Origin of the sequence: Pseudomonas sp. A0308, assembly GCF_044218815.1 — a bacterium.
Classification (GTDB): Bacteria; Pseudomonadota; Gammaproteobacteria; order Pseudomonadales; family Pseudomonadaceae; genus Aquipseudomonas; species Aquipseudomonas iridis.
Map to the genome: position 1 here is coordinate 4,746,848 of NZ_CP162581.1, position 20,406 is coordinate 4,767,253.

A 20,406-nucleotide genomic window follows, 5' to 3' on the forward strand; every position below is an offset into this window, starting at 1 on the left:
GTTTATGTAGTCCCGCGCTGTAGTCACTTTAGATGACGATTTGGCGTGGGCATGGTTCAGATAAAAACTTGTCTAGCTAACGAATTTTTCCCGATCCCTGTGGGAGCTGGCTTGCCAGCGATGGCGGTCTATCTGCCGGCACATCTGCGGTCTGACCCACCGCTATCGCTGGCAAGCCAGCTCCCACAGGTTTTTTCGGTGTTGGTTAGAACGAGGACTGGATCTTGATTCCGCCGATCAGTGCGTCATCAACCTTGTCCACACCGCCCGGATGGCGGATGTATTGCAGGTTCGGGCGCACGGTCAGCCAGTTCGTTACATGCACGCCGTAATACAGTTCGGCGCTGTATTCGGTGTCTTGCGGCGGCAGGAACGATGGATCGTCGTAGTCGTAGACAGCGCGCGCCTGATTGCTCTTCTCGGCGTTTTTGCGATAGGCCGGGTTGACGTGGACGCGGGCCATGGCGAAACCGATGTCGTCTTTGGCGCGACTGGCGAGCAGGCCTTTGTAGACGAGGCCGGCCTGCACATAGTTGTCGATGGCGTTGGTTTTCTTGTCGTGCATCGTGCCGTTGGCGAACACGCTCAGGCCCCGCGAGTTGTCGCTGGCCATGCTGGTGATTTGCTGCTGCACGCCGAGCCACACACCGTGTTTGCTGGAGGCGCTGCGGTAGGCTTCGCCGCTCAGGGCGGCGGGTTGACCGTTGTTGTCCTTATAGACATCGCTGGCCTTGGCGTTGCTGTAGTAATAACCAGCGCGGTACTCGCCCGGCAGGCCGTTGAATTTCGGCGTCCACACCAGTTCAACCGGCAGGATCGCGCCTTGGGTGCCGCTGCCGCTCAACTTGAAGCCGTTGCCGCGATCGAGGTTCGACGGGTTTTGCTCGTAAGCGCCGACCTGCGCGTACAACTCAGGCGTCAGGTGATATTTGACGCGCATCGCCCACTGGCTGACGGGCCAGTTGTACCAGATGCCGCCCACCCAGTTGCCGACCTGCGAGCCGCAGAACGCCAGATTCTGGAAGTCGCACGGGAAGCTGTTGAAGTCTTCGCCTTCACCGAAACGGCCGACCTTGATGTCGAGTTTCTGATCGAAGAATTTTTGCTGGTACCACATCTGTGTCAGACGCGTGGTCTGGCCACGGCCCCAGACTTCCTGGGCCGACGTGAAGCCACCGACGCGCGGATCGTTGATGCGGTCGTTGCTGATGTTGTTGCCGCTGCGCTTGGTGATGGTCAGTTGAAACTCGGCGTCGTCCCAGCCAAGGATCTTCTGCAGGTCCAGGTGCGTGCCGAGGCCGAACTGGTCGCTGTAGCGCGCCGTGCGATTGTGGTCGTAACCGCCGTGCAGGTTGCTGCCCATTTCGCCGGTGTAGTCGAGCTTGAAGTCGTAGCCTTTTTCCGAGAGTTCTGTACGCGTGCCGTTCCAGTCACCGAGCATGTACGGCGATTCACTGTCGAACGCGGGAGCGGCTTGGGCGCAGGTGGCGAGGCCGACGGCGGTGCAGCCGCCAATCAGGCGTAGGGTTGAGATAGCGCTATCTCGAAACAACGGAAAATCGGGCATAAATGGGTCTTTCTGGGTCTTTTTCTGGGGATAAGCTGGCCGCTACGATTTGTCGCAGGCAGTGAAGCGATTCAGCGGAAGGGCGGCAGGATAATGATCTGTAACAAAAAGACAAAGTGCTTTTGTCGACATGCAGCGTTTCGTATTCGGTAACAGTGCGGCAAACGGGCGCATTGTCGGGCGTCTGCGAGGCTGCGATCTTCGCGGGTTGACCTACATTTGAAGGAAGCACTTCCACCCGGTCTGCCCCTCGGCTAAGGTGCGCGGCTTCTGCATTTTCACTTCGCCCAAAGGCCAGGCATGAACGAACAAACCCCCGATCCGCTGCACGGCGTAACCCTCGAACAGATCCTCACCGCGCTGGTGGCCCACTACGAATGGTCGGGGCTGGCGGAGCGTATCGACATTCGTTGCTTCAAGAGCGATCCGAGCATCAAGTCGAGCCTGACGTTCTTGCGTAAAACCCCGTGGGCGCGGGAGAAAGTCGAGCGTCTGTACGTGAAGTTGATGCGCACCAAGCGACCGCTCTGAGATGGACGCCGTGTGGCGCCATCGCTTGATCACCCTCGCAGCCACCCTTGGCTGGGCCGGGTTGGGCATTCAGCTGTACCTGATTTTTATCGCGCGTTTGAGCGTCGAGGCCAGTCTGCTGGGCGGGTTGGTGAGTTTCTTCAGCTATTTCACGGTGTTGACCAATACCTTGGTGGCCACCGTGCTGACCTGCGCCGTGACCCCACGCGAATCCGCCGCACGGCGCTGGTTTTTGCAACCATGGGTCAGTAGCGGTGTGACAGTGAGCATCGTTGTGGTCGGCCTCGCCTACAGTCTTTTGCTGCGGCATTTGTGGCATCCCGAGGGTTGGCAATTCATCGCCGACGAATTGCTTCACGACGTGATGCCGCTGGTGTTTCTGGGCTACTGGTGGTTTTGCGTACCGAAAGGCACGTTGCGCCTGTGGCATCTGCCGGTGTGGCTGATTTATCCGCTGGTGTATTTCGCTTACGCATTGCTGCGCGGGAATTTGCTCGGGGCGTATGCGTATCCGTTCATTGATGTGGCGGTGTTGGGTTATCCACAGGTGTTCATCAATGCTGGCGGGATATTGGCGGGGTTTGTGGGGATTGGCCTGGCGATGATTGGCCTTGACCATTGGCGCTCCCGCACGAAGTTAAAGTACCTGTAGGAGTTGCTGCAGGCTGCGATCTTTTGACTTTGGCTTAAAAAAACAAGATCAAAAGATCGCCGCCTGCGGCAGCTCCTACAGGGGGTATCACTCTTCCTCAGAGCCCTCGGCACGCCAGTAGCCGACGGCTTTGACCAACTTGTCATCCAGCCCGTGCTCATCCAGCAGCACCCGGCGAATCTGCCGCGAGACTTTGGTTTCGGTCGCCACCCACGCATACAGATTGCCCTTGGGCACCTGCAGTTGCTTGACGGTGGTCAGCAGGTTTTCCGTGCCGCCCTCGCGCAGTACCCAGATCACATTGACCTGCGCGGCGCTTTCCAGCGTTTGCTGCTCGGCACCGTTTTCCACTTCGATCACCACCAGCGCCTTGCGATTGGCCGCCATACCTTCGAGGCGGCGGGCGATGGCGGGCAGGGCGGTTTCGTCGCCGATCAGCAGATAGCTGTCGAATATATCCGGCACGATCATCGAACCGCGCGGCCCGCCGATGTGCAGGAATTGGCCGGGTGTGGCCTGTTCGGCCCAGGTCGAGGCAGGGCCGTCGCCGTGCAGGACGAAATCGATGTCCAGCTTAAGCGTGTCGAGGTCATAGCGACGCGGGGTGTAGTCGCGCATCTCGGGCATCGGGCCTTCGTTTTTGCCGCCGAGCACCATTGTCTCGAGTGCGGCAGTTTGTTCGGCGTTCTGCGGGAACAGCAGTTTGACGTGATCGTCAGTGCCCAAGCTGATAAAACCGGCCAATTCGGGCCCGCCCAGGGTGATGCGGCGCATACGCGGGGTCAGGTCGACCACACGCAGCACTTGCAGGCGACGGCGTTTGATTTCGTGCATCACGCGGTGAATGGTTTGGGTATCGACTGCAGTCATTCGGCTTTCTCCGGGGCAGGTTGAACGGCGGGGCCGTCGACAATCGCTTTGGCGGTGTTATTGAGCAGATCCCGTACGCGCAGGATTTCTTCCGGGCTCCAGCGCCCGTGGTGCAACTGCAAAGCGTGGCGCAGGTTGTGCACCGCTTCATGGATTTCCGGCGGCCGGTCATGGCCGCGCAGCGAGCGCTTGCTGACGTCGATGCGCATGCGCACACCATCGAGGGCCACTATTTGCTCGCTCAGGGACAGGCGCCCGGCGTCGGTCACGCTGTAGCGTTTCTTGCCACCCTCGGCGTCACCGCTGATCAGTTCGCTTTCTTCCAGAAAGGTCAGGGTCGGGTAGATCACGCCGGGGCTCGGGCTGTAGGCGCCGTCGAACATGCCTTCGATCTGGCGGATCAGGTCGTACCCGTGGCAGGGCTGTTCGGCGACCAGTGCCAGCAGCAGCAATTTCAGGTCGCCCGGGGCAAACACTCGCGGGCCGCGCCCACCGCGTTCACGGCCGGGGCGTTTCTCGAAGCCGTCGCGGCCGTCACCGTGCTCGCGGTGGGGGGAATGATGGTCTCTCATTTCTGTCTTCTCTCGTCGTGTTTAGATACAACTTAAGATATATCTTATGGCCGGCGCAAGACATTCGGATCAGTGGTCGACGCGACGCTTCAACGAAAATGACGCCGTCGTCGATGCGGGATAAGTTTTGTATTTTTTTAGAGTAATTGTGCTAATTACAGCACTGTGAAATCGAATGTCAGTTTCGTTATTAGTGCGTAAGCCCGCAATAACAAGTGTTCTGGATAGTTTTAGATCTGTATGTTTTTTTGCTGAAAACTGTATGTAGTATAGTTCTGAGAGTCACTGTTATGTTAATTGCTGAAAGCGGTTTTTTTCCTCTTTTACATGGGTATCGGTAACTACGGGTAGTGGTGAAATTTCCTACTTACTTTGTGGTTGAATTACTTGATCATGCCTCCGCGTTGAAAGTTAAGTCGGCAACCGACAACAGTTTTCACGCGCCAATCCTTATCAAAAGCAGGTACTGATCATGTTCAAGAAGTTTGCAATTTCCGCCCCGATGGCCATCTTGGCACTGAGTTCTTCCGTGGCGTTTGCCGCAGACCCGATTAGCCAGACGATCAATATCAAGGCATTCGTGCCAACTTCGCTGTTCAATGTGGCCCCTCAGACGCCGGGCTTCGGTGTTGATGAAACCATGAACCAGCTGGGCAGCGGTGAACTGAGCCCCATCACTGAAATCTTCAACATGAAGCACACCGATAACAAGGGCGCGATCAATGCCGTGCTCGACGGCACTGCTGCGCTGTACAACGGCCGCGACAGCATCCCGCTAACCGTCAAGGTCGGTGGCGTGGAACTGACCAGCGTCTCCACCGAAATCGTTAACGAAACTGATTCCGTACCTGGCGTGCAGCGGGAAATGGTCATCAAGGCTGCCACGCCAACGGCTACTCAATCGGGTAACTACTCGGGTAGCTTCGCTGTGGTATTCGAGCCTGTGTTGAAGCCGTGAAACAACTTTTTGAATAACAAAATGCTTATTCAATAGTCTTGGCCCACTGGTCATCTTTGATGATCAGTGGACGCCAGCTCATCAAGTAACTCGAGTATTAAAGACCATGTTCCCGATGACGCCCATCGCGGCAGCGCTCGCACTTTTTTTATGTGCCAGTGCCTTGGCCGCGCCCACTAATAACGCTAACACGCCGCGCAGTCTGCTCGCTCAGGCCAAAGGGTTGCCGGCGGAATTCGAAGAACACTTCTTCGATGTGCCATTAGCTGTTCGGGTTGAGCGTGATCAACAATTTCTCGGTGAGGCGATGGTCGTGTTAAGCAAGGATGATCGTGTCACTCTGCTGGAATTTACCGACACCGGCGACAGCCAGATCCCTGCCAGTGAACGGGATGTATTGGGTAGTTTTTTGAAGCAGGGGGTAAGCCTGGGCGCCTGTCAGGGCAGCTGCCCCGACCAGGTACTGGCGGTGCATTACAACCTGCAGAATTCGCTGGTTTCGATCGCTACCGAAAATGCTGAGCGCGGCAGTGACGCTCTACGCTATTACGCTCTCCCCGAAAAGGGCAGCACCGGGTTGATCCTGCGTAATCAACTGAACCTCAACGGCGGTCAGGAGCAAGACCTCGGCGGTCGCTATGGCCTCGAGGCGAGCAGCAGCCTCGGCAACTGGACGCAACGCGTCAACCTGCAAGTGGCGCGCCTGGGCGGACCTGACGACAAGCTCTATCACGCGATGCACGAGCTGTACGGCCAGCGTGAGTTGCAGGGCAATTTTCTGCGCCTGGGTTATTTCACCCCCAGCTCCGAAGGCCTGACGCGGCAGTTGCGTTCATTTGGCGCCAGCCCCGATACGGCGGCGGGCGTGATGTTTGGCAGCTCCGACAGTCTGGCGGTGAACAATCCTACGCCCAGCGTTTACCCGATTTACGTCACGGCCAACCGCCAGGCATCGGTGGAAATCTATCGCAATGGTCTGTTGATCAACACCCAAGCGGTCAGTGCCGGCCTGCAAACCCTCGACACCCGGACGCTGCCTGGGGGCATTTACGAAGTCGAAGTGCGGCTGATCGAAGACGGCCAGATCACCTCAACCACGCAGGATCTGGTGTACAAACCCAGCAACTGGCGCAATCACGATGAGCGTTGGCGCTACAGCGTGTTCGCCGGCCAGGAAAGCAAATTGTTGAGTAACTGGGACGAACAGTCTCGTGGGGACATGACGGCCGGTGCAGCGCTGAATTATCTGCTGCACCCGCGGGTGATCGTCGGCCTCTCGGCGCGGCAACTGCAAGGCAAGCAGCAAGTGGCTTCGTCGATTGACTGGACGTTGGCCAATAACACCAGCCTGTATGCCAACGTTTACCAGACCGAAGACCACGGCACCGGGATGGATCTGCAAGGCATCTACAACTATGGCTCGGGCAACCTGTTCGCCACGCACAACCGCAGCTGGCTGGACACGACCAATCTTTATGAGACCTTGCCGGACGGTACGCGGGTTCGCCAACGCAACGTGTATATCGGCCAGACCGCCAACACGTCGCTGGCGATCAACCATCGACTCAACAGCAAGCAATCGCTCAATGGCCGGGTTTCCCATAGCGAGGGCAATGTCGAAGGCGTCGGTATCGATCTGGGCTGGACGCAACGCAGCCTGTTGTTTGGCAGCGATGCCAGTTGGCGTTTCTCGGTGTTCGATCGCCCCGCCAGTTTCAGCAGCGGGCAGGCGCGCAATCGCGGAGTCGATTTGAGCGTCAGCCTGGCCCTCGGCGCAAAGGGCGAACAGTGGTCGGGCAGCATTGGTACGCGCACGGCTCGGGAGGGTGGCCGCGACAACAACGCGTCGCTGACCTACAACAAGACTCTGGAAAACCACGTACTGCAAAACGTCTCGGTCACGGCGCTCGCTGACACCTATGGCGTCGGCGTGTCGGGCCTCGGCAGTTTTAGCACCGAGGCATTCAATGGCGATGCGTTCATTCAGCGCTCTTCCTATAACGGCAATTACACCGGCGGTCTCAACCTCGACAGCACCGTGGCCGTGGGCGCAGACAAGATCGTCATGACCAGCCAGCACGCCAGTGGCGGTGCCGGGATGATCATCGACGTCGAAACCGATCTCGACGACATCGCCCTGCGCGCCGACGACCTCAGTGGCGGCAGCACAACCCTGCGTCCGGGGCGCAATTACGTGTCACTGACCGCCTATAAAAACAGCTCGGTGAGCTTCGATTTCGAAGGCAACCACGTGCCGTCCGCCAGCATTCAACCGCAGCGCGCCCGCTATCACATGAACAAAGGCGGGGTGGGGTATCGCAAGATCACCGTGAGCAGAACCCTGACCGTGCTCGGGCGTTTGCTCGATCCGCAAGGCAAGCCGCTCAAGGGCCACCACATCATCAACCACGCCAGTCGCGGTGTCAGCGAGGTGGACGGCTTCTTCTCGATGGAAATGAACGCCGGTTCACCGACCCTCGAAGTGCGCTCCGGTGAACAGTTGCTGTGCCAGTTCCGCCTCGACACGGCCAATGCGCGCAGTGAAAACGATGTGCTGATGATCGGGGATCTGCGTTGCACGCCGGATACGTTGGCAGACACCACGCCTGCCCCGACGACGGCAGGTTGAACCCTTTCAGGAAGCGACTGATGCACATGAAAAATCAATCGAGCAGAGTGATGGGCGGGCTCTTTTCAGCCGCCGTATCGCTATGGCTTGTCGCACTACCCGCTGCTGCGGCTACGCAGGAAATCACGGCCGTGTTCAAGCCTGATCCGAATAATCCGCTGGTGAACAAATTTGTTAATACCACCCCGCAAAGCGGCGTCTGTCCGGGGCATATGCCGGCGCGCTGCGAAGCGCTGGGAATTTTCAGCATTCGAACGTGGGATATCAACTTTCGCTCAAATGGCCCTATGCCGGTGCTGCCGGTCCCGGATATACGCAAAGGCGCGATGTTCAAAGTGCCTTCGCAGTGGCGAAGCTTTGAGGTGATTTCAGACAAGGGCGAGCCCGCAACCGTCGAAATGCGCATTTCAGGGATCGGTAACCGCTTTGATATTCCCGATCCCCCAAGTGTTAATGCGTGGGGCCCCAGTGCGCCTAACTGGACGTTTCCACCTGCGCCTTGCGTGCACACCGGAATGTATGCGGCGGGTTCAACGCTTCGCCTGTGGTTCTGGATCGTGCCTGAAGGGGCGGGGGTCTGCGCCTTGACCGCACCGGTTGAGATCCCCAGCCTTTACTATGCGAACTTCGAGTACGCCTATGAACTGAGAACCCCCAACCCCTTGCGCATGGCTACAGGGCAATACACCGGATCGCTCAGCTACACGTTAGGGCCGGGTCAGGACTTCGACTTTGGCGACATCATGATTCCCAACGATAACCTGTTGACCTTTAACTTCAATCTGGATGTGCAACACGCCCTTAAAGTCGAAGTTCCGCCAGGTGGCAATCGTGTGGAACTGTTGCCGCAGGGCGGCTGGCAGGCCTGGCTGCAGCGCAATCGCCGCCCTGAACGTCTGTTCCGCGACCAGACATTCAGTATCTCGAGTTCCAGCCGTTTCAAGATGCAGCTCGAATGCCAGTACGGCGACGGGAGCAATACGTGCCTGATCCGCGAACCGGTTTCCGGAGATGCCGTGCCGCTGAACATTGCCGTCACCCTGCCGGCCGGAATGATCGATGTCGGCGGGCAGCCAGTCAATCGACGTCCATTATTGCGCGACGGTACGGGCACCGAGCTTTTTGAGCCGGCCTATTACGTTGATCGCAAACCGGCAACGCTGCATTTCGAAGTCGGCCGTGAAGCGGTCGAGCAAATGCTTACCGGTGAGGGGAAAACCTACACCGGCGATGTCACCGTGATCTGGGATTCGCAAGTCTGAGCACCCTGTGTGCGTGTTTCGTCCACCGCTCCACATCCAGAGGCTGAAACCATGAATTATCGACTGGCGCTGCTACTCGCGGGCTGGCTACCGCTTATCTCCCACGCCGGGCCCGCGATCAATGTCGGCGTGGTCTACGACTACCTCGACGGTGATAAGAGCACCTACCTGAAGCGGGTTTTCAACAGCGGCGACGCCACGGCGTTCGTCAAGATCAACATCCTCGAAATTGTTTACGACGCCGACGGCACCGCGCGGGAAATTCCGCTGGTCAATCAGACCGAAGCCAATGCCCGTGATGGCTTGATGGCCAGCCCCGCGCGACTGATCGTCCCCGCCAATGGCATGCAGGGCAGTCGTCTGGTGTTCATGGGCGAACGGGAACAGGAACGTTATTTCCGCGTGCGATTCGTTCCGGTGGTGCCGGAAAAAGAAGATGAATTTGCGGTGGCTGAAGAGGAGCGCGATGAATACAAAAAAGGCCTGTCGGCAGGCGTCAACGTGTTGGCCGGCTACGGCACGGTGTTCTTCGTGAGGCCCAGGGAGACTCGGTTCAACAGCGTGATCAGCAACGAAGCGACCCGTTATGAAGTGCACAACAGTGGCAACAGTACGGTGGTGGTCGACGAGTTCAGAAACTGTTCGGCCAAAAATGAACGCGACTGCCAACCGACCACGAAACATCACGTATTGCCAGGCCGGTCCTTCAAGTTTGATAAACAAAGCGGCCGTGAATACAACTTCATGTTGATCGAGGGCAAGTCGAGCAAACCGATCGAGGTCAAGGGCTGATGCCCGGACGTAAAAGGTGATGAAGATGTCAAACCCCACACGCGCAGCCCTTTCACTGGGGCTGCTGTTACCCATGAGCGGCATTGTGAATGCAATCACCGAACGTGAAACGTTCGAAGTCTCGGTGAGTATCCCCAGCGCGGAGTTTTATGTAATCCCCTCCGAGCCCGACTGGATTCATCAGGAGCAGGCGCTGCCGTTCAATCCGGTATCGGGGAAGTTCACCCCGCTGCGCAAGAACTTCGATGTGAAAAACGTCAATGGCGGCATTACGGCGCGCATGAGTACCGAGCCCTATCTGAGTAATGGCAGGGACACGGACAACATCCCGTTGACCGTCACGTTCAACCGCAAACGCCTGAGCCTCGTTGCCGAGCCCGTAATCACTGAACTCGATGGCCAGGCAGGCCAGCGGGTGGGTCTGGAAATAGCCGCGGCGTTACCGGTGGATGCTTACCGGCCAGGCAGTTACTACGGCAGCGTGCACATGATTTTTGAAGCGCTGGCGCCTTGAACGTTCAACCGGGAAGGCATCACTGCGCTGGCCGAAATCCGGGCCGTTGGTTGGGTAATTGTCAGCTGTGCGGGCGTCGTTCGGCTCAGGTCTCGCCACAAGGATCGTCAAAATGAAAAGCAGTCGCCGATTCAACGATGCTCTAAAGCGTCTGGTTGCGGGCATTACGTTATCTGCGTCACTGAGCCTGCCGGCACAGGCGCTTACGCAAAATATCGACGCGTCGTTTCGACCCGATGCGGCAAACCCGCAAATGAACAAGTTTCGCAACGACACACCCATATCCGGGGTGTGCGAGGGACATATTCCGGCGCAATGCAAGGCGCTTAACATCTTCACGATTCGTGATACGGCTTTTCGCGCTACATCGATCGGGCCCATTCTGCCCGGCGCCGATCTGAGAAACGCTGCGATGTTCAAGGTTCCGTCTCAATGGCGGCCGTTAGCTGTTACCCACCAAATAACCGGCGAGGTGGAAACCGTCGAGGTGCGTATTGCCGGCATTGGCCACCGGTGGGATTTGCCCCGTCCGCCGGGGGTTTCTGCGTGGACCTTGCCAGGACCTCCACAAATTGCCTGGAATCGGCGGTGGCTTGACGGCGTTGCTCCTTGTGTTGGGACCAGGTACATCGCCGCGAGCAGTTCTATGGTCCTGTTCTTCTGGCTCGTTCCTGAAAATGCCGGCGCGTGTGGGTTGGCACCTGGCACTGAGATTCCCAAATTTTGGTATAGCCACCTGGAATACGCATACGAGCTCAGAACGCCCAATCCGTTAACCATGTCCACCGGCAACTACACCGGCTCCATCACCTATACCATGGGTCCGGGACAAGATTTCGACTTCGGTGATGTCATGATTCCTGCCGACAACCTGTACACCTTCAACTTCAATTTGTCGGTGCAACACACCCTCAAGGTTGAAGTCCCGCCCGGCGGGCAACGGGTCGAGTTGCTGCCCCAGGGTGGCTGGCAGGCCTGGCTGAATCAGGGGCGCAAACCCACGCGATTGTTCCGCGATCAAACCTTCAACCTGTCGGCTTCTTCGCGCTTCAAGATGAACCTGGAATGCCAGTATCCCAGCGGTAACAACTGCGCACTCTGGGAGCCAAATGCCGGTCATGTCGTGCCGCTCGAAGTCAGCGTCACGCTGCCGAGCGGATTGACCGACGCGTCGAACCAGCCGGTCAATCGTCGTCCATTGCTTCGCGATGGTGTCGGTACCGAGCTGTTCCAGCCCGGTATTTACGTAGACCGCAAACCGGGCACGCTGCATTTCGAAGTGCCGCGTGATCACGTTGAGGAGATGATCAAGCAGGGGACCGCGCGCCACTACTCAGGCAATGTCACCGTCATCTGGGATTCACAAGTCTGAGCCTTGCCGTGGGGCGAGCCGCGAGTATGACGACAATCGTCGCCATACCCGAAGAGCGGCTGCGATGCTGTTTCAGATCCCGGCGTTGGCCATCGCTGTGCGGGTCAATCGTCTGCCCAGCTCCTGCTCCTCATTGCCGATGTCGGTGTACAGCCGTTCGTACACCGCGTCGGTCATGGCTTCACCGGTAAACACCGTAGAGTCGGGCACCGATAGCTGTCGGGCCAGATTTCGCAATGCTTCCCTCAGCGCTGCTTGTTGCGCTTCGGGCAAATCTTCGCCATCGGCCCAGGCTTGTTGCGCTGAACGCAACGCGTCCAGTTGCTCGGCTTTGCTTTCGTAGATCCGTGCGTTGTTTGCGAATTGGCCCGGGTAAGTGTCGCGCAAGTATTCCATCCAGAAAATCTGCTCGAGCATGTTGTTCACCAGACCGTCGCCCTCTTCCAGCGCAACAACCGTGTCATACGCTTGATCAATGGCCTTCTGATCGACGCCGGCGACCTCTGACCAACGCCTGCCCTGAGACTGCCAAGGCAGCTCCAGGCGCTCGGCCAGGCCGGTTTCATAGGCTAAATGCACCTCCACTTCATCCGGTCGGCCTGCGCGGCTGGCCATGTCGGCACGGGCGACTTCGTTGACTTGCTCAAGGCGCGCCGCGCCTCTTGCCAGTGTCACCAGCTTGCCTTCCAGTTCTGCCTGAGATGTCGAATACGAATACGCCTCTGAGGCCAGTACCTTGATCCCCATGTTGTTGAACATCTGCGCGCCGGCATTGGCGCAGGTCGTCGGCGCCGTAGATTCGGTGAACAGTTCATTGCGTGTTTTGGGATCCAGATAAGCGGCGTCGATCATGCGCCAGACGCGATCGGTAAGTTGCGTGCGAGCGTCACCACCGTTTCGGTAGTCGGCAGAATCCAGCTGTTTTTCGATGACCTGAAAGAACCCCAGGGAATCGGGCTCTGTCGCCAGGTCGTGCCAGGCTTCGAGCCTGAAGGTCCCGCGCCCGGACTCGCTCGTGCCCCAGAATGTCATGCCAGACAGACGCCAGAGCGCCAGATCCTGCTCGGCCAGATTGCTGTAGTAGTGCTGGGGATCGATGCCGACCGATCTTCGATACTCGTGATAAGCCAGCCGATTGGCTTCAGACAGATCCTCGGCATCAAGGCGTGTACGGGCAATGAGCAGCGCGTGATCGGAACCTGCGGTCACCTCCGGGATTCGACTGATGGGGTTTCTCTGCATGTCCAGAAAGAAACCTCTGGGCCGGCGCTTTTTGAAAATCCCCTCCGGCCAGCCATCGATGCCGGTGTTGTTCAGGCTCAATACTTTCAAGCGTGGCATGCGCTCGACATTTACCGCGCGACCCAACGGATTACCGTCGAGCCGCAAGCTTTCCAGGCGCGTCAGGTTGCGCAGACGCTCGACGTCGGCGACGGTCAGTTCAATCAGGTTGTCACTCAGGCGCAGTGTCTCGAGCATATGCATATCGCCAATTCCCTCTGGCAATCGAGTCAACTGACATTTTCTGGCACTCAGATGGCGCAACTGCTTAAAGTCTTTCAGCAGGCCTTGGGTGTCGACGTTGAAGCGGGAGTTATCAATATTCAGCGCGGTGATCTGTTCAAGGTACTTGCCCAGTTCGGGCAGTTTTTTCCACCACCGTACAAGATCGCTCGGGAACAAGTCGGTCGCCAGGTCCAGCGTATATCCCTCGTCCAGGTGGGCACTGCGCTTGTCGAGGAACTTTGCTTTGCGTTTGAAACAATCGATCAGTTGGTCAGCGATATGTTGCCCGCCACCGCCGACGAAATTGCGTGGGTCTGATATCGGGTAATCCGGTTGGTCCCATTGCCACCTGCGAAGGAGTACACGCAGGTCGTCGAGCTCTGTTTCCAACTGTATGAGTGTGGCAATCGGGTCGCCCCGGGTACTCAGCGACTGGACAAACTGCCTGACCTCTCGCTGGTTGAAATGGGGATACAGATCCTCTACTCGCGAAGTGAGGTTCGTGTCATTTTTGGACTGTTTGGGCCCTCGGAGCAACAGTAAGTCCTCCCGTGGGCATTCAGGCACGCGCCCTCGATCATCAAGGATGACCCGCCGTTCGGCTGGCGTTGTGGTCTGCGTGATGACCCAATGTTTGAACAGGTTCCCTTCGCTGCGGCGCAACCCCAGCGTTTTCAATTGCTCGTCAGGCAGCGCCTGCAAAACGCTTTGATACAGATCAGTCGGCCCATACAACGGCGTGCCTTGGGCGTCGTGAACTTCATAAAGGCCGTTGCTGCCCTTGACCAGAATCCGCACGGTGGCGGCATCCTCCGGGCCCACCTGGCAAGTCAGCTCGCCATCGAAACGGGCGTTACGCAGCTCGATGCGCACGCCTTCCAGTGTATTGCTGTAAAGGCGCAGCGCATTGAGCGTCAGGCGTTCGGTATCGACGCTGGTCAGCGATTTTCTGTAAAAACCTTCATACGCCCGTGCGGTTCGCGTTTCCAGTTGCAGCTCGCGGGCGATGCGTTTGAGGCGCAGGGGGAGGCGACTCTCGGCGACCATGATCGCCCGTTCGGCGCGGGTGGCGGTGGCCAGGAGATTGTCGATGCCTTGGGCCGGAATGTCGGGAAATGCAGCGCGGATCAGTGGCGCCAGTTCTTTATTCTCGAATACTTCACGACTGGCGTAATCCTCGTTGAACAATTTACCGCGGCCGTTCTCAGTCACGGCGACGATGCGTTTGCGCAAAGCGCGAACGCGCGCGTCCAGCGATGCCGGAAGGATATCTGCCGGGACATCGAGAATGATCGACGTACCGTTTTCATCCAGTGTCTGCATCACGATCTTCAACAGTTCGCCATTGAACAATTGCCGGTCCTGGAGTTGAACAATCAGCTTTTGACCTGCCGAAGCCTCTTTGCCTGTGTGCTCCCAGATCGTTTTGTGGGTAACGTCAATAATCCGCATCGAGGCTTTTTCGGGCCACATGCCATGAGCGGTGAGTATCTGAAGTTGCGTCACGGGGTCCGCTTTTCCATAAACCAGCGGGTCGTCGCTGCGCAGGTAGTCGATGAACGACCGGATGTCCGAATCAATATCAAGGCGCTTTATCGTATCGGTCAGCAGCGTGGGAGGGCGCAGGTTCTCGACATACATGCCGCGCAATTCAGCGGGGTCGGTGCCGCTGATCCTGCGCGCGGTTTCGAGCTGGGCATCGCTCAGATCCGCCACGGCAGGGCCAATGCGACGCAATAACGTGGCGTCGTCCCAGGTTCGCGGTTGCTCGCCTTCGAGCACGTAGGCACCGGCGCCATTGAGCGTGACTTGCGGTTGATAGGCTTCAGTGCGATCAGGGTGTTTCAAGCGAATCGTGCCGCTTTGTGCGTCGCGCGCGAGTTCGTAGTGTTTGTCCTGAGTGCGCAGAATCTCCCTGCCTTCGTACGCGTGCACGCCTGTTGCGTCGGGCTTGGCGTCCTTCGGCAGATCGATTGTTCGCTGTTCATAGGGGGCGTGGTCCGGGTGCCAGAGGGTGTCACGGCCATCGGGTAGCTTTACGGGCTTCATGCCCTCGATCAGTGGCGATAGCTTGAACTTGAACGCGCCCGCAATCTCGGCCCCGGCTGCAAATGCCACCAGTTGAATGACATCCGTCACCACGCTGACTACGTGCTCGGCCGCCTCAAGGCCCAGGCCTTCAGCAAGATCGACAATGCCTTCGATCACGTCATAGGTCAGTTGATAAACCGTGTAAGCCATCATCAATTCGCCCAGGCCCGGCACGAAGGGTGTCGCTATCAGCAAGGCTACGTTGAAAATGTCCGATACGATTTTCTTGAAGTTGTCCCACCAGGCCCAGCGCGCCCTGGTGTCCGTGTCGGCGGTGGACACAGCGATGACCTTGGCGTCGTTGAGAATCTTGTTGAGTTTTTGCTGATAGGCATGTGTCCAGTAATCGCGGGGCAGTGGCAGGTGCTCGAACCTCAGGTGCGCATTGGGCTCGTCTTCTGTACGCCATACCGGGTGCGAGTCTGTCGGATCAACCTTTTCGTGCCAGACCACGTGGCTGAGGCGTTGTTCGAGGTCGGCGAAGAAGTGCCCGCGCTGTTGATGGTCTACAAACTGGCTGAAGAACTGGCGATAACTGAGCTGCGAGGCAGCGCCGGTTTTGTTTTCACGCAGTTGCCGCGTCAGCTCAGTCATGAAGGCATTGGGTGATGTGTACTCCTTCAGCGGATGCTCCGGATCATGGGGGACATAGCCAATAAGCTGGCGGATGCCTCGGCTGTCTCTCACGGCAGGAATCAGCAGCAGAACACCGGTCAGGCGTGTCTCCATTATGGAAAGATCACGGCACTGCATGCGCTGGCCATTGAGCAGCGGCAGAGGGGCGCCTTTTGCCAGCGCGTTGATCAGCCTGTAGGCGTCGAGCTGGATGTCGCCGGTGGTCAATGCCAATTCGGCGGCGGCGCTTAATGCATCCTTCAGACTTTGCGTCACCTTGTACTTCATGGCGCCGACGGCCACCGGTTCGCTGGGCAGCAGGTAGCTTTGCAGGTGTTGGTTGTAGAGTTTGCCGATGTCCAGTTCCCTGCACAGCGTCTGGAACTGGCTGATGGTCATCTTTGCCTTGATCGGCAATATATCGAAGTGCCCGCGCTCGTCGGGCTGGCTGATGTATTGCGAATCGGCAAGCACCGTTTCGTTGGCGGCGAAGTTGTGCAACGCGGCGTCCAGCAGGGATACGATTCGAGTCGTGACACCGCCCAGGGTATCGATCGTGTACCAAGGTCCTTCCTTGGGGATGTACAGGTGCAGGAAGGTTGTCCTGACGTCGTGGGTGACTGCGTATTGTTCCTGGAGCTTCGCCTGAAGCAGAGGCGCCGCGAATGTCCGCACGTCCTGAAGTTTTTCGAACAGCTGGTCGACCTTGTTCTGAGAGCCCCAGGCCTTGAGGTTGGCGGTTTTCAATTGGGCGTGTCGGGCGGTGGGCGCGGTGTTGTACCAGGGCTCGATTTTCAGTGCAGTGCTCGCCAGTGCCTTGCCCCGGCCGAGGCTCGCGGTTTTGATATTTTCGTGCAGGGTAGAGCGTATGAAATCGTAGTGCCGACCTTTGTTCTGGTCAGGTTTGGAAGTATCAGGCATGGCAATCATCCTTGATTGTTTGAGGATGACCAGCCTATCCGTTGGAGGGCAAAACAATAGTCTAAAAGTTGCCGCTTCAGCGGCTGTTTTACCCGTTTATCCGTTGAGTATTTGAATCTGAAAAATAACTGGCTACCACCTGCCAGCGCGCCAATTAGTGTTGCTCCAGGCGTGCAACGCTTGAACTTTCAACCGGGCGACACTGAGAGTCGCTGCCCGGTTGCAGATACGCCGTGAGAATCGGCGCCATGCCCTTGAGCACTTGCGTCGGCAAGGCCGAGGTGAATTTGAAGTTCTCCGCCGAACGCCCCGGAACGAATGCGGTGAGGGTGCCGAAATGGTGATCGCCGATGTAGAACACGAAGGTCGCGGTGCGGTTGATCGACTTCGAACTGAGGATGCGTCCACCCGAGCCGATGGCTTCGATACGGTTGTCACCGGTGCCGGTCTTGCCACCCATGGCCAGTGGGGTGCCGTCCGCGAGTTTGAAACTGCCGGAAACACGTTTGGCTGTACCGGCGTCGACCACTTGCGAAAGTGCTTCGCGCATCGCTGTGGCGACTTGTGATGGCATCACGCGTTTGCCAACGTGCGGATCGTTGACCAGTCGCGTTTCGTAAGGGGTGCCGGCGGCAAAATGCAGGCTGTCGATCCGCAGGGTCGGCATGCGCACGCCGTCATTGAGGATGGTGCCGATCAGTTCGGCCAGCGCTGCCGGACGGTCGCCAGAGCTGCCGATGGCGGTGGCCAGCGACGGCACCAGGTGATCGAACGGGTAGCCGACTTGTTGCCAGCGTTGATGAATCTCAAGAAACGCCTCGATCTCGAGCATGGTGCGGATGCGGCTGTCGCGCGCGCCCTTGTGCTTGCTCTTGAACAGCCAGCTGTAAACTTCCTGACGTTCAAATTGACTGGCCTTGACGATCTGGGTGAAGGTCGCGTCCGGATGATTCAGCAGATAGCCGATCAGCCACAGATCAAGCGGATGGACCTTGGCGATGAAGCCTTGATCGGGCAAATCGTAGCTGCCCGGGCCGTAGGCGTCATAGAGGCGGATGAGGCGGTCGTCGGTCAGTTTCTCGTTGAGCTTGGCGCCTTTGAGGTGTGAGCGCACGAACGTGTTGAAGTCTTCCTGGCTGGCGTTCGGCAACAGATAACGGTGCACGGCGGCCATGCGAATCGGGGTCGGGCGCATGCTGTCGAGGAAGGTTTCGAGCCGCGCCTGGGTGTCTTTGTTACGGTATTTCTTCCAGAACTTGAGCAGGAACGAAGTGCCTTCGCGATCGGCGAAACTCGCCAGGTATTCCTGGCGCCGTGGGTCACTATCATTCTTGAGCAACTCGGCGCTGCTGTTGGGACCGGAATAGGTGGTGTAACGCACGATATCGCGCATCAGCCGAATGAACGGCAGGTTGATCGACTCGCGCAGGGAATCGCGCAGGGTCGGCAGGCGACCGTTATCCTCTTTGCGAAAGTTGTTAAACGTGTGCAGACCTCCGCCGGTAAAAAACGCCTCACCGGGACTGGCCGAGTATTTGCGATCCAGTGCTGCACTGAGCAGCTTCGACAGATCGTGATCCTTGTTCTGGATCAGGTAATCGACAACCCAGCGGCTCAGGCGATCCTGCTCCGGCACCTCGACCTTTTTCAGTTCCGGCACGCCCATGGCGCCGTACTTGTCGTGCAACTCGGCGATGATTTGCAGGTAGGTGGTAAGGACGCGCATCTTCGCCGTCGAGCCCAATTCGAGTTTGCTGCCTTCGTTGATGTCGAACGGCTGGTCGGTGCTGTCGGTCTGCACCCGTACGCGTGAACCGTCCGGGGTCAGCTCGAACAGGGTGAAGCTGTAGCGCACCTGAGTGGTGCTGGTCGGCGTCAGCAAGCGTTCGCCGAGCAAACCGACTTCGGCAGCGTAGGCCGGGTCGGCGAGTTTCTTCAGGTAGGCGGTGGCCTGGGCTTGCAGCTCGCCTTGCAAGGTGCTGGTGGCCGACAGGTCGAGGCGGTCGAGGTCGTACAGGGGCCGGTTGAGCATGCTTGCCAGACGACTGCGGGCAGCGCTGATGCCTTTGTTGGTTTCGATTGGCTGAATCGTCGGTTGGGTCTGCCAGTCGCGATAGCTGACGGTGCTGGCCAGTGCAGCATCGGCCAACGCGCTGTCGATCACGCCGCTCTGCTTGAGCAGGCGCAAATGGCTGTCGGTGAGGTTGGCGAGGTCTTCACGGCCCCTGGTCAGATAATACGAAGGGCGACGCTGGGCGATCATCAACGAGAGCATTTCGCGCAGGGCCAGGCCTTTGTCGGCCATGGTTTTCGGATCGGTCTGCGGGCTGTTGAGCTGCTCGTTGGCCTTGGCGAAATCAGTGCCGTACCAGACCCGCAGACCTTCAGCCATGCCGTGCACTTCACCGTGGCCCGGTACGGCGGACAACGGCACGCTATTCAGATAATCGCGAATGATGTTTTGCCGTGCACCCAGGGTTTGCGGACCGTCCTGATACGCACGCACGCTGGCGGAAATCATCTGACGGATCTTCTCGGCGCCGGACGCCGTCAGGCCTTCAGGAGAGTGCCGATATTTTTCCAGTTGCGTCGCCAGCGTACTGCCACCCGCCGATTGCCCGGGCAGGTGAAGCACCTTGGCCACTTGCGACCAGGCGGCCATGCCGAAGCGTGGCCAATCCACTGCCGGGTTGGCCAACGGTTGTTTGGGGTCGAGCAGAAAGCGGTTTTCGATAAACAGCAGGCTGCTGACCACTACCGGCGGAATCGCTGCAAAATTCGAATACAGTTGTTGCGGATAGTTGTACTTGTACAGCGGCGCGGCGCGGCAATCGGTGATCGACAACCCGGCCTGGATCTTCTCGGAAAAAGGCACAAACAGGCCTTTGTCGGTGTAGCTGAGCAGGGCGGGTGAAAAACGTGTCTGTTCGGTGATCACGTAATTGCGCTTGATCAGGCGCGGCAGGAATTCATCCAGTGAGCTGTAACCCAGGCGCAAATCGAACGGGCCATTGCCCGGATAGCGAATCGCTTCACTGGGGCCAGGTTCCAGTTTGTAGGTCAGCGAGGCGGCATATTGGCTGAGTTCACGGGATTGAAAGCGCGAGGTGCGCATCTCTTTGGACGCACCCAGCCCTACCACCACCGCAATAATCAGCAGCAACAACCAGAAAGCCTTCCACCCGTGCCGGCTACGGCGGGGTTTTTCAGGGACAGGCGCTTGATCATCCACACGTTCAGTCGGAACCACGGCTTTACTCGAATCGGTTTGCCACAAAGCGCCCATAGTCGATTGATCCATTCACGCAGATTGATCGGACTTGTCTGAAGCTTAGACGGTGGTTGGCGCTGGTGAAAAAATTGTGAGGTTCACAACAGTCGCGAACGAGCCTCAGTCTCATCGCCGACAGTGACGCGCCTGTGATGATCCGATACGCAGGTGTCGAAAGTTATTGCAGGTGTAACTTTTTAAGTTGTTTCTTGTTTTTTGGTTGGTTCTGGTTACATACGCGTGCTATGTGATTGGAAAGTTTCGTTGTTCACTCGCTACTCAA

At 58.1% G+C, this 20,406-nt stretch carries 13 protein-coding genes; 8 read left to right on the plus strand and 5 right to left on the minus strand.

Annotated elements, in window-relative coordinates; all coding sequences use genetic code 11:
• Positions 1-205 precede the first annotated feature (205 nt).
• Complete coding sequence (locus AB4P92_RS22090) at positions 206-1,567, minus strand: carbohydrate porin (protein WP_395598153.1); 1,362 nt, start codon at positions 1,565-1,567, stop codon at positions 206-208.
• Between the two features lie 300 nt (positions 1,568-1,867).
• On the opposite strand from AB4P92_RS22090, the gene AB4P92_RS22095 reads away from it, so the two are divergent.
• Together AB4P92_RS22095 and AB4P92_RS22100 are read left to right on the plus strand one after the other, a co-directional pair.
• On the plus strand, positions 1,868-2,098 hold the full coding sequence (locus tag AB4P92_RS22095) for a VF530 family DNA-binding protein (RefSeq protein WP_042560787.1): 231 nt from the start codon (positions 1,868-1,870) through the stop codon (positions 2,096-2,098).
• Position 2,099: 1 nt separating this feature from the next.
• A complete protein-coding gene (locus tag AB4P92_RS22100) occupies positions 2,100-2,750 on the plus strand; it encodes a Pr6Pr family membrane protein (RefSeq protein ID WP_042560786.1) in 651 nt (216 codons plus the stop codon).
• A gap of 87 nt (positions 2,751-2,837) precedes the next feature.
• Here the strand turns inward: AB4P92_RS22100 and AB4P92_RS22105 are convergent, their stop codons facing one another.
• Entirely contained in the window at positions 2,838-3,620 is a 783-nt protein-coding gene (locus AB4P92_RS22105; protein ID WP_395598154.1) for a siderophore-interacting protein, read from the minus strand.
• The gene (locus AB4P92_RS22110; protein ID WP_395598155.1) at positions 3,617-4,192 is read right to left on the minus strand and encodes a PadR family transcriptional regulator; all 576 of its coding nucleotides are present in this window, start codon (positions 4,190-4,192) and stop codon (positions 3,617-3,619) included. The genes AB4P92_RS22105 and AB4P92_RS22110 overlap by 4 nt, the downstream gene beginning before the upstream one ends.
• Before the next feature lie 472 nt (positions 4,193-4,664).
• Here AB4P92_RS22110 and AB4P92_RS22115 point away from each other — a divergent pair, with 472 nt between their 5' ends.
• The 6 genes from AB4P92_RS22115 (at position 4,665) to AB4P92_RS22140 (ending at position 11,719) form a co-directional block, all read left to right on the plus strand.
• Positions 4,665-5,150, plus strand: a complete 486-nt coding sequence (locus AB4P92_RS22115; RefSeq protein ID WP_042560783.1) for a CS1 type fimbrial major subunit — start codon at positions 4,665-4,667, stop codon at positions 5,148-5,150.
• A gap of 106 nt (positions 5,151-5,256) precedes the next feature.
• Complete coding sequence (locus AB4P92_RS22120; protein ID WP_395598156.1) at positions 5,257-7,779, plus strand: TcfC E-set like domain-containing protein; 2,523 nt, start codon at positions 5,257-5,259, stop codon at positions 7,777-7,779.
• A 20-nt stretch (positions 7,780-7,799) separates the two neighbouring features.
• Positions 7,800-9,041, plus strand: a complete 1,242-nt coding sequence (locus AB4P92_RS22125) for a hypothetical protein (protein WP_052491569.1) — start codon at positions 7,800-7,802, stop codon at positions 9,039-9,041.
• A 51-nt stretch (positions 9,042-9,092) separates the two neighbouring features.
• A complete protein-coding gene (locus AB4P92_RS22130; protein ID WP_200612497.1) occupies positions 9,093-9,833 on the plus strand; it encodes a molecular chaperone in 741 nt (246 codons plus the stop codon).
• 25 nt (positions 9,834-9,858) lie between these two features.
• The gene (locus AB4P92_RS22135) at positions 9,859-10,347 is read left to right on the plus strand and encodes a CS1 type fimbrial major subunit (RefSeq protein WP_052491568.1); all 489 of its coding nucleotides are present in this window, start codon (positions 9,859-9,861) and stop codon (positions 10,345-10,347) included.
• A gap of 112 nt (positions 10,348-10,459) precedes the next feature.
• Positions 10,460-11,719 carry a hypothetical protein gene (locus AB4P92_RS22140; RefSeq protein WP_395598157.1) on the plus strand — a complete coding sequence of 420 codons (1,260 nt, stop codon included), beginning with the start codon at positions 10,460-10,462 and terminating at the stop codon, positions 11,717-11,719.
• Between the two features lie 72 nt (positions 11,720-11,791).
• Here the strand turns inward: AB4P92_RS22140 and AB4P92_RS22145 are convergent, their stop codons facing one another.
• Together AB4P92_RS22145 and AB4P92_RS22150 are read right to left on the minus strand one after the other, a co-directional pair.
• Positions 11,792-16,852 (minus strand): NEL-type E3 ubiquitin ligase domain-containing protein, encoded by a 5,061-nt coding sequence (locus AB4P92_RS22145; RefSeq protein ID WP_395598158.1) that lies wholly within the window; start codon positions 16,850-16,852, stop codon positions 11,792-11,794.
• Between the two features lie 154 nt (positions 16,853-17,006).
• Positions 17,007-20,138: a transglycosylase domain-containing protein gene (locus AB4P92_RS22150; protein ID WP_261735953.1), complete on the minus strand. Its 3,132-nt coding sequence runs from the start codon at positions 20,136-20,138 to the stop codon at positions 17,007-17,009.
• Between the last annotated feature and the right edge of the window lie 268 nt (positions 20,139-20,406).

What these genes read in the sequence shown, in the direction of transcription:
- AB4P92_RS22090 (WP_395598153.1), bottom strand. Translation starts at nt 1,567, where the DNA reads ATGCCCGATTTTCCGTTGTTTCGAGATAGCGCTATCTCAACCCTACGC.
- AB4P92_RS22095 (WP_042560787.1), top strand. Translation starts at nt 1,868, where the DNA reads ATGAACGAACAAACCCCCGATCCGCTGCACGGCGTAACCCTCGAACAG.
- AB4P92_RS22100 (WP_042560786.1), top strand. Translation starts at nt 2,100, where the DNA reads ATGGACGCCGTGTGGCGCCATCGCTTGATCACCCTCGCAGCCACCCTT.
- AB4P92_RS22105 (WP_395598154.1), bottom strand. Translation starts at nt 3,620, where the DNA reads ATGACTGCAGTCGATACCCAAACCATTCACCGCGTGATGCACGAAATC.
- AB4P92_RS22110 (WP_395598155.1), bottom strand. Translation starts at nt 4,192, where the DNA reads ATGAGAGACCATCATTCCCCCCACCGCGAGCACGGTGACGGCCGCGAC.
- AB4P92_RS22115 (WP_042560783.1), top strand. Translation starts at nt 4,665, where the DNA reads ATGTTCAAGAAGTTTGCAATTTCCGCCCCGATGGCCATCTTGGCACTG.
- AB4P92_RS22120 (WP_395598156.1), top strand. Translation starts at nt 5,257, where the DNA reads ATGTTCCCGATGACGCCCATCGCGGCAGCGCTCGCACTTTTTTTATGT.
- AB4P92_RS22125 (WP_052491569.1), top strand. Translation starts at nt 7,800, where the DNA reads ATGCACATGAAAAATCAATCGAGCAGAGTGATGGGCGGGCTCTTTTCA.
- AB4P92_RS22130 (WP_200612497.1), top strand. Translation starts at nt 9,093, where the DNA reads ATGAATTATCGACTGGCGCTGCTACTCGCGGGCTGGCTACCGCTTATC.
- AB4P92_RS22135 (WP_052491568.1), top strand. Translation starts at nt 9,859, where the DNA reads ATGTCAAACCCCACACGCGCAGCCCTTTCACTGGGGCTGCTGTTACCC.
- AB4P92_RS22140 (WP_395598157.1), top strand. Translation starts at nt 10,460, where the DNA reads ATGAAAAGCAGTCGCCGATTCAACGATGCTCTAAAGCGTCTGGTTGCG.
- AB4P92_RS22145 (WP_395598158.1), bottom strand. Translation starts at nt 16,852, where the DNA reads ATGCCTGATACTTCCAAACCTGACCAGAACAAAGGTCGGCACTACGAT.
- AB4P92_RS22150 (WP_261735953.1), bottom strand. Translation starts at nt 20,138, where the DNA reads ATGGGCGCTTTGTGGCAAACCGATTCGAGTAAAGCCGTGGTTCCGACT.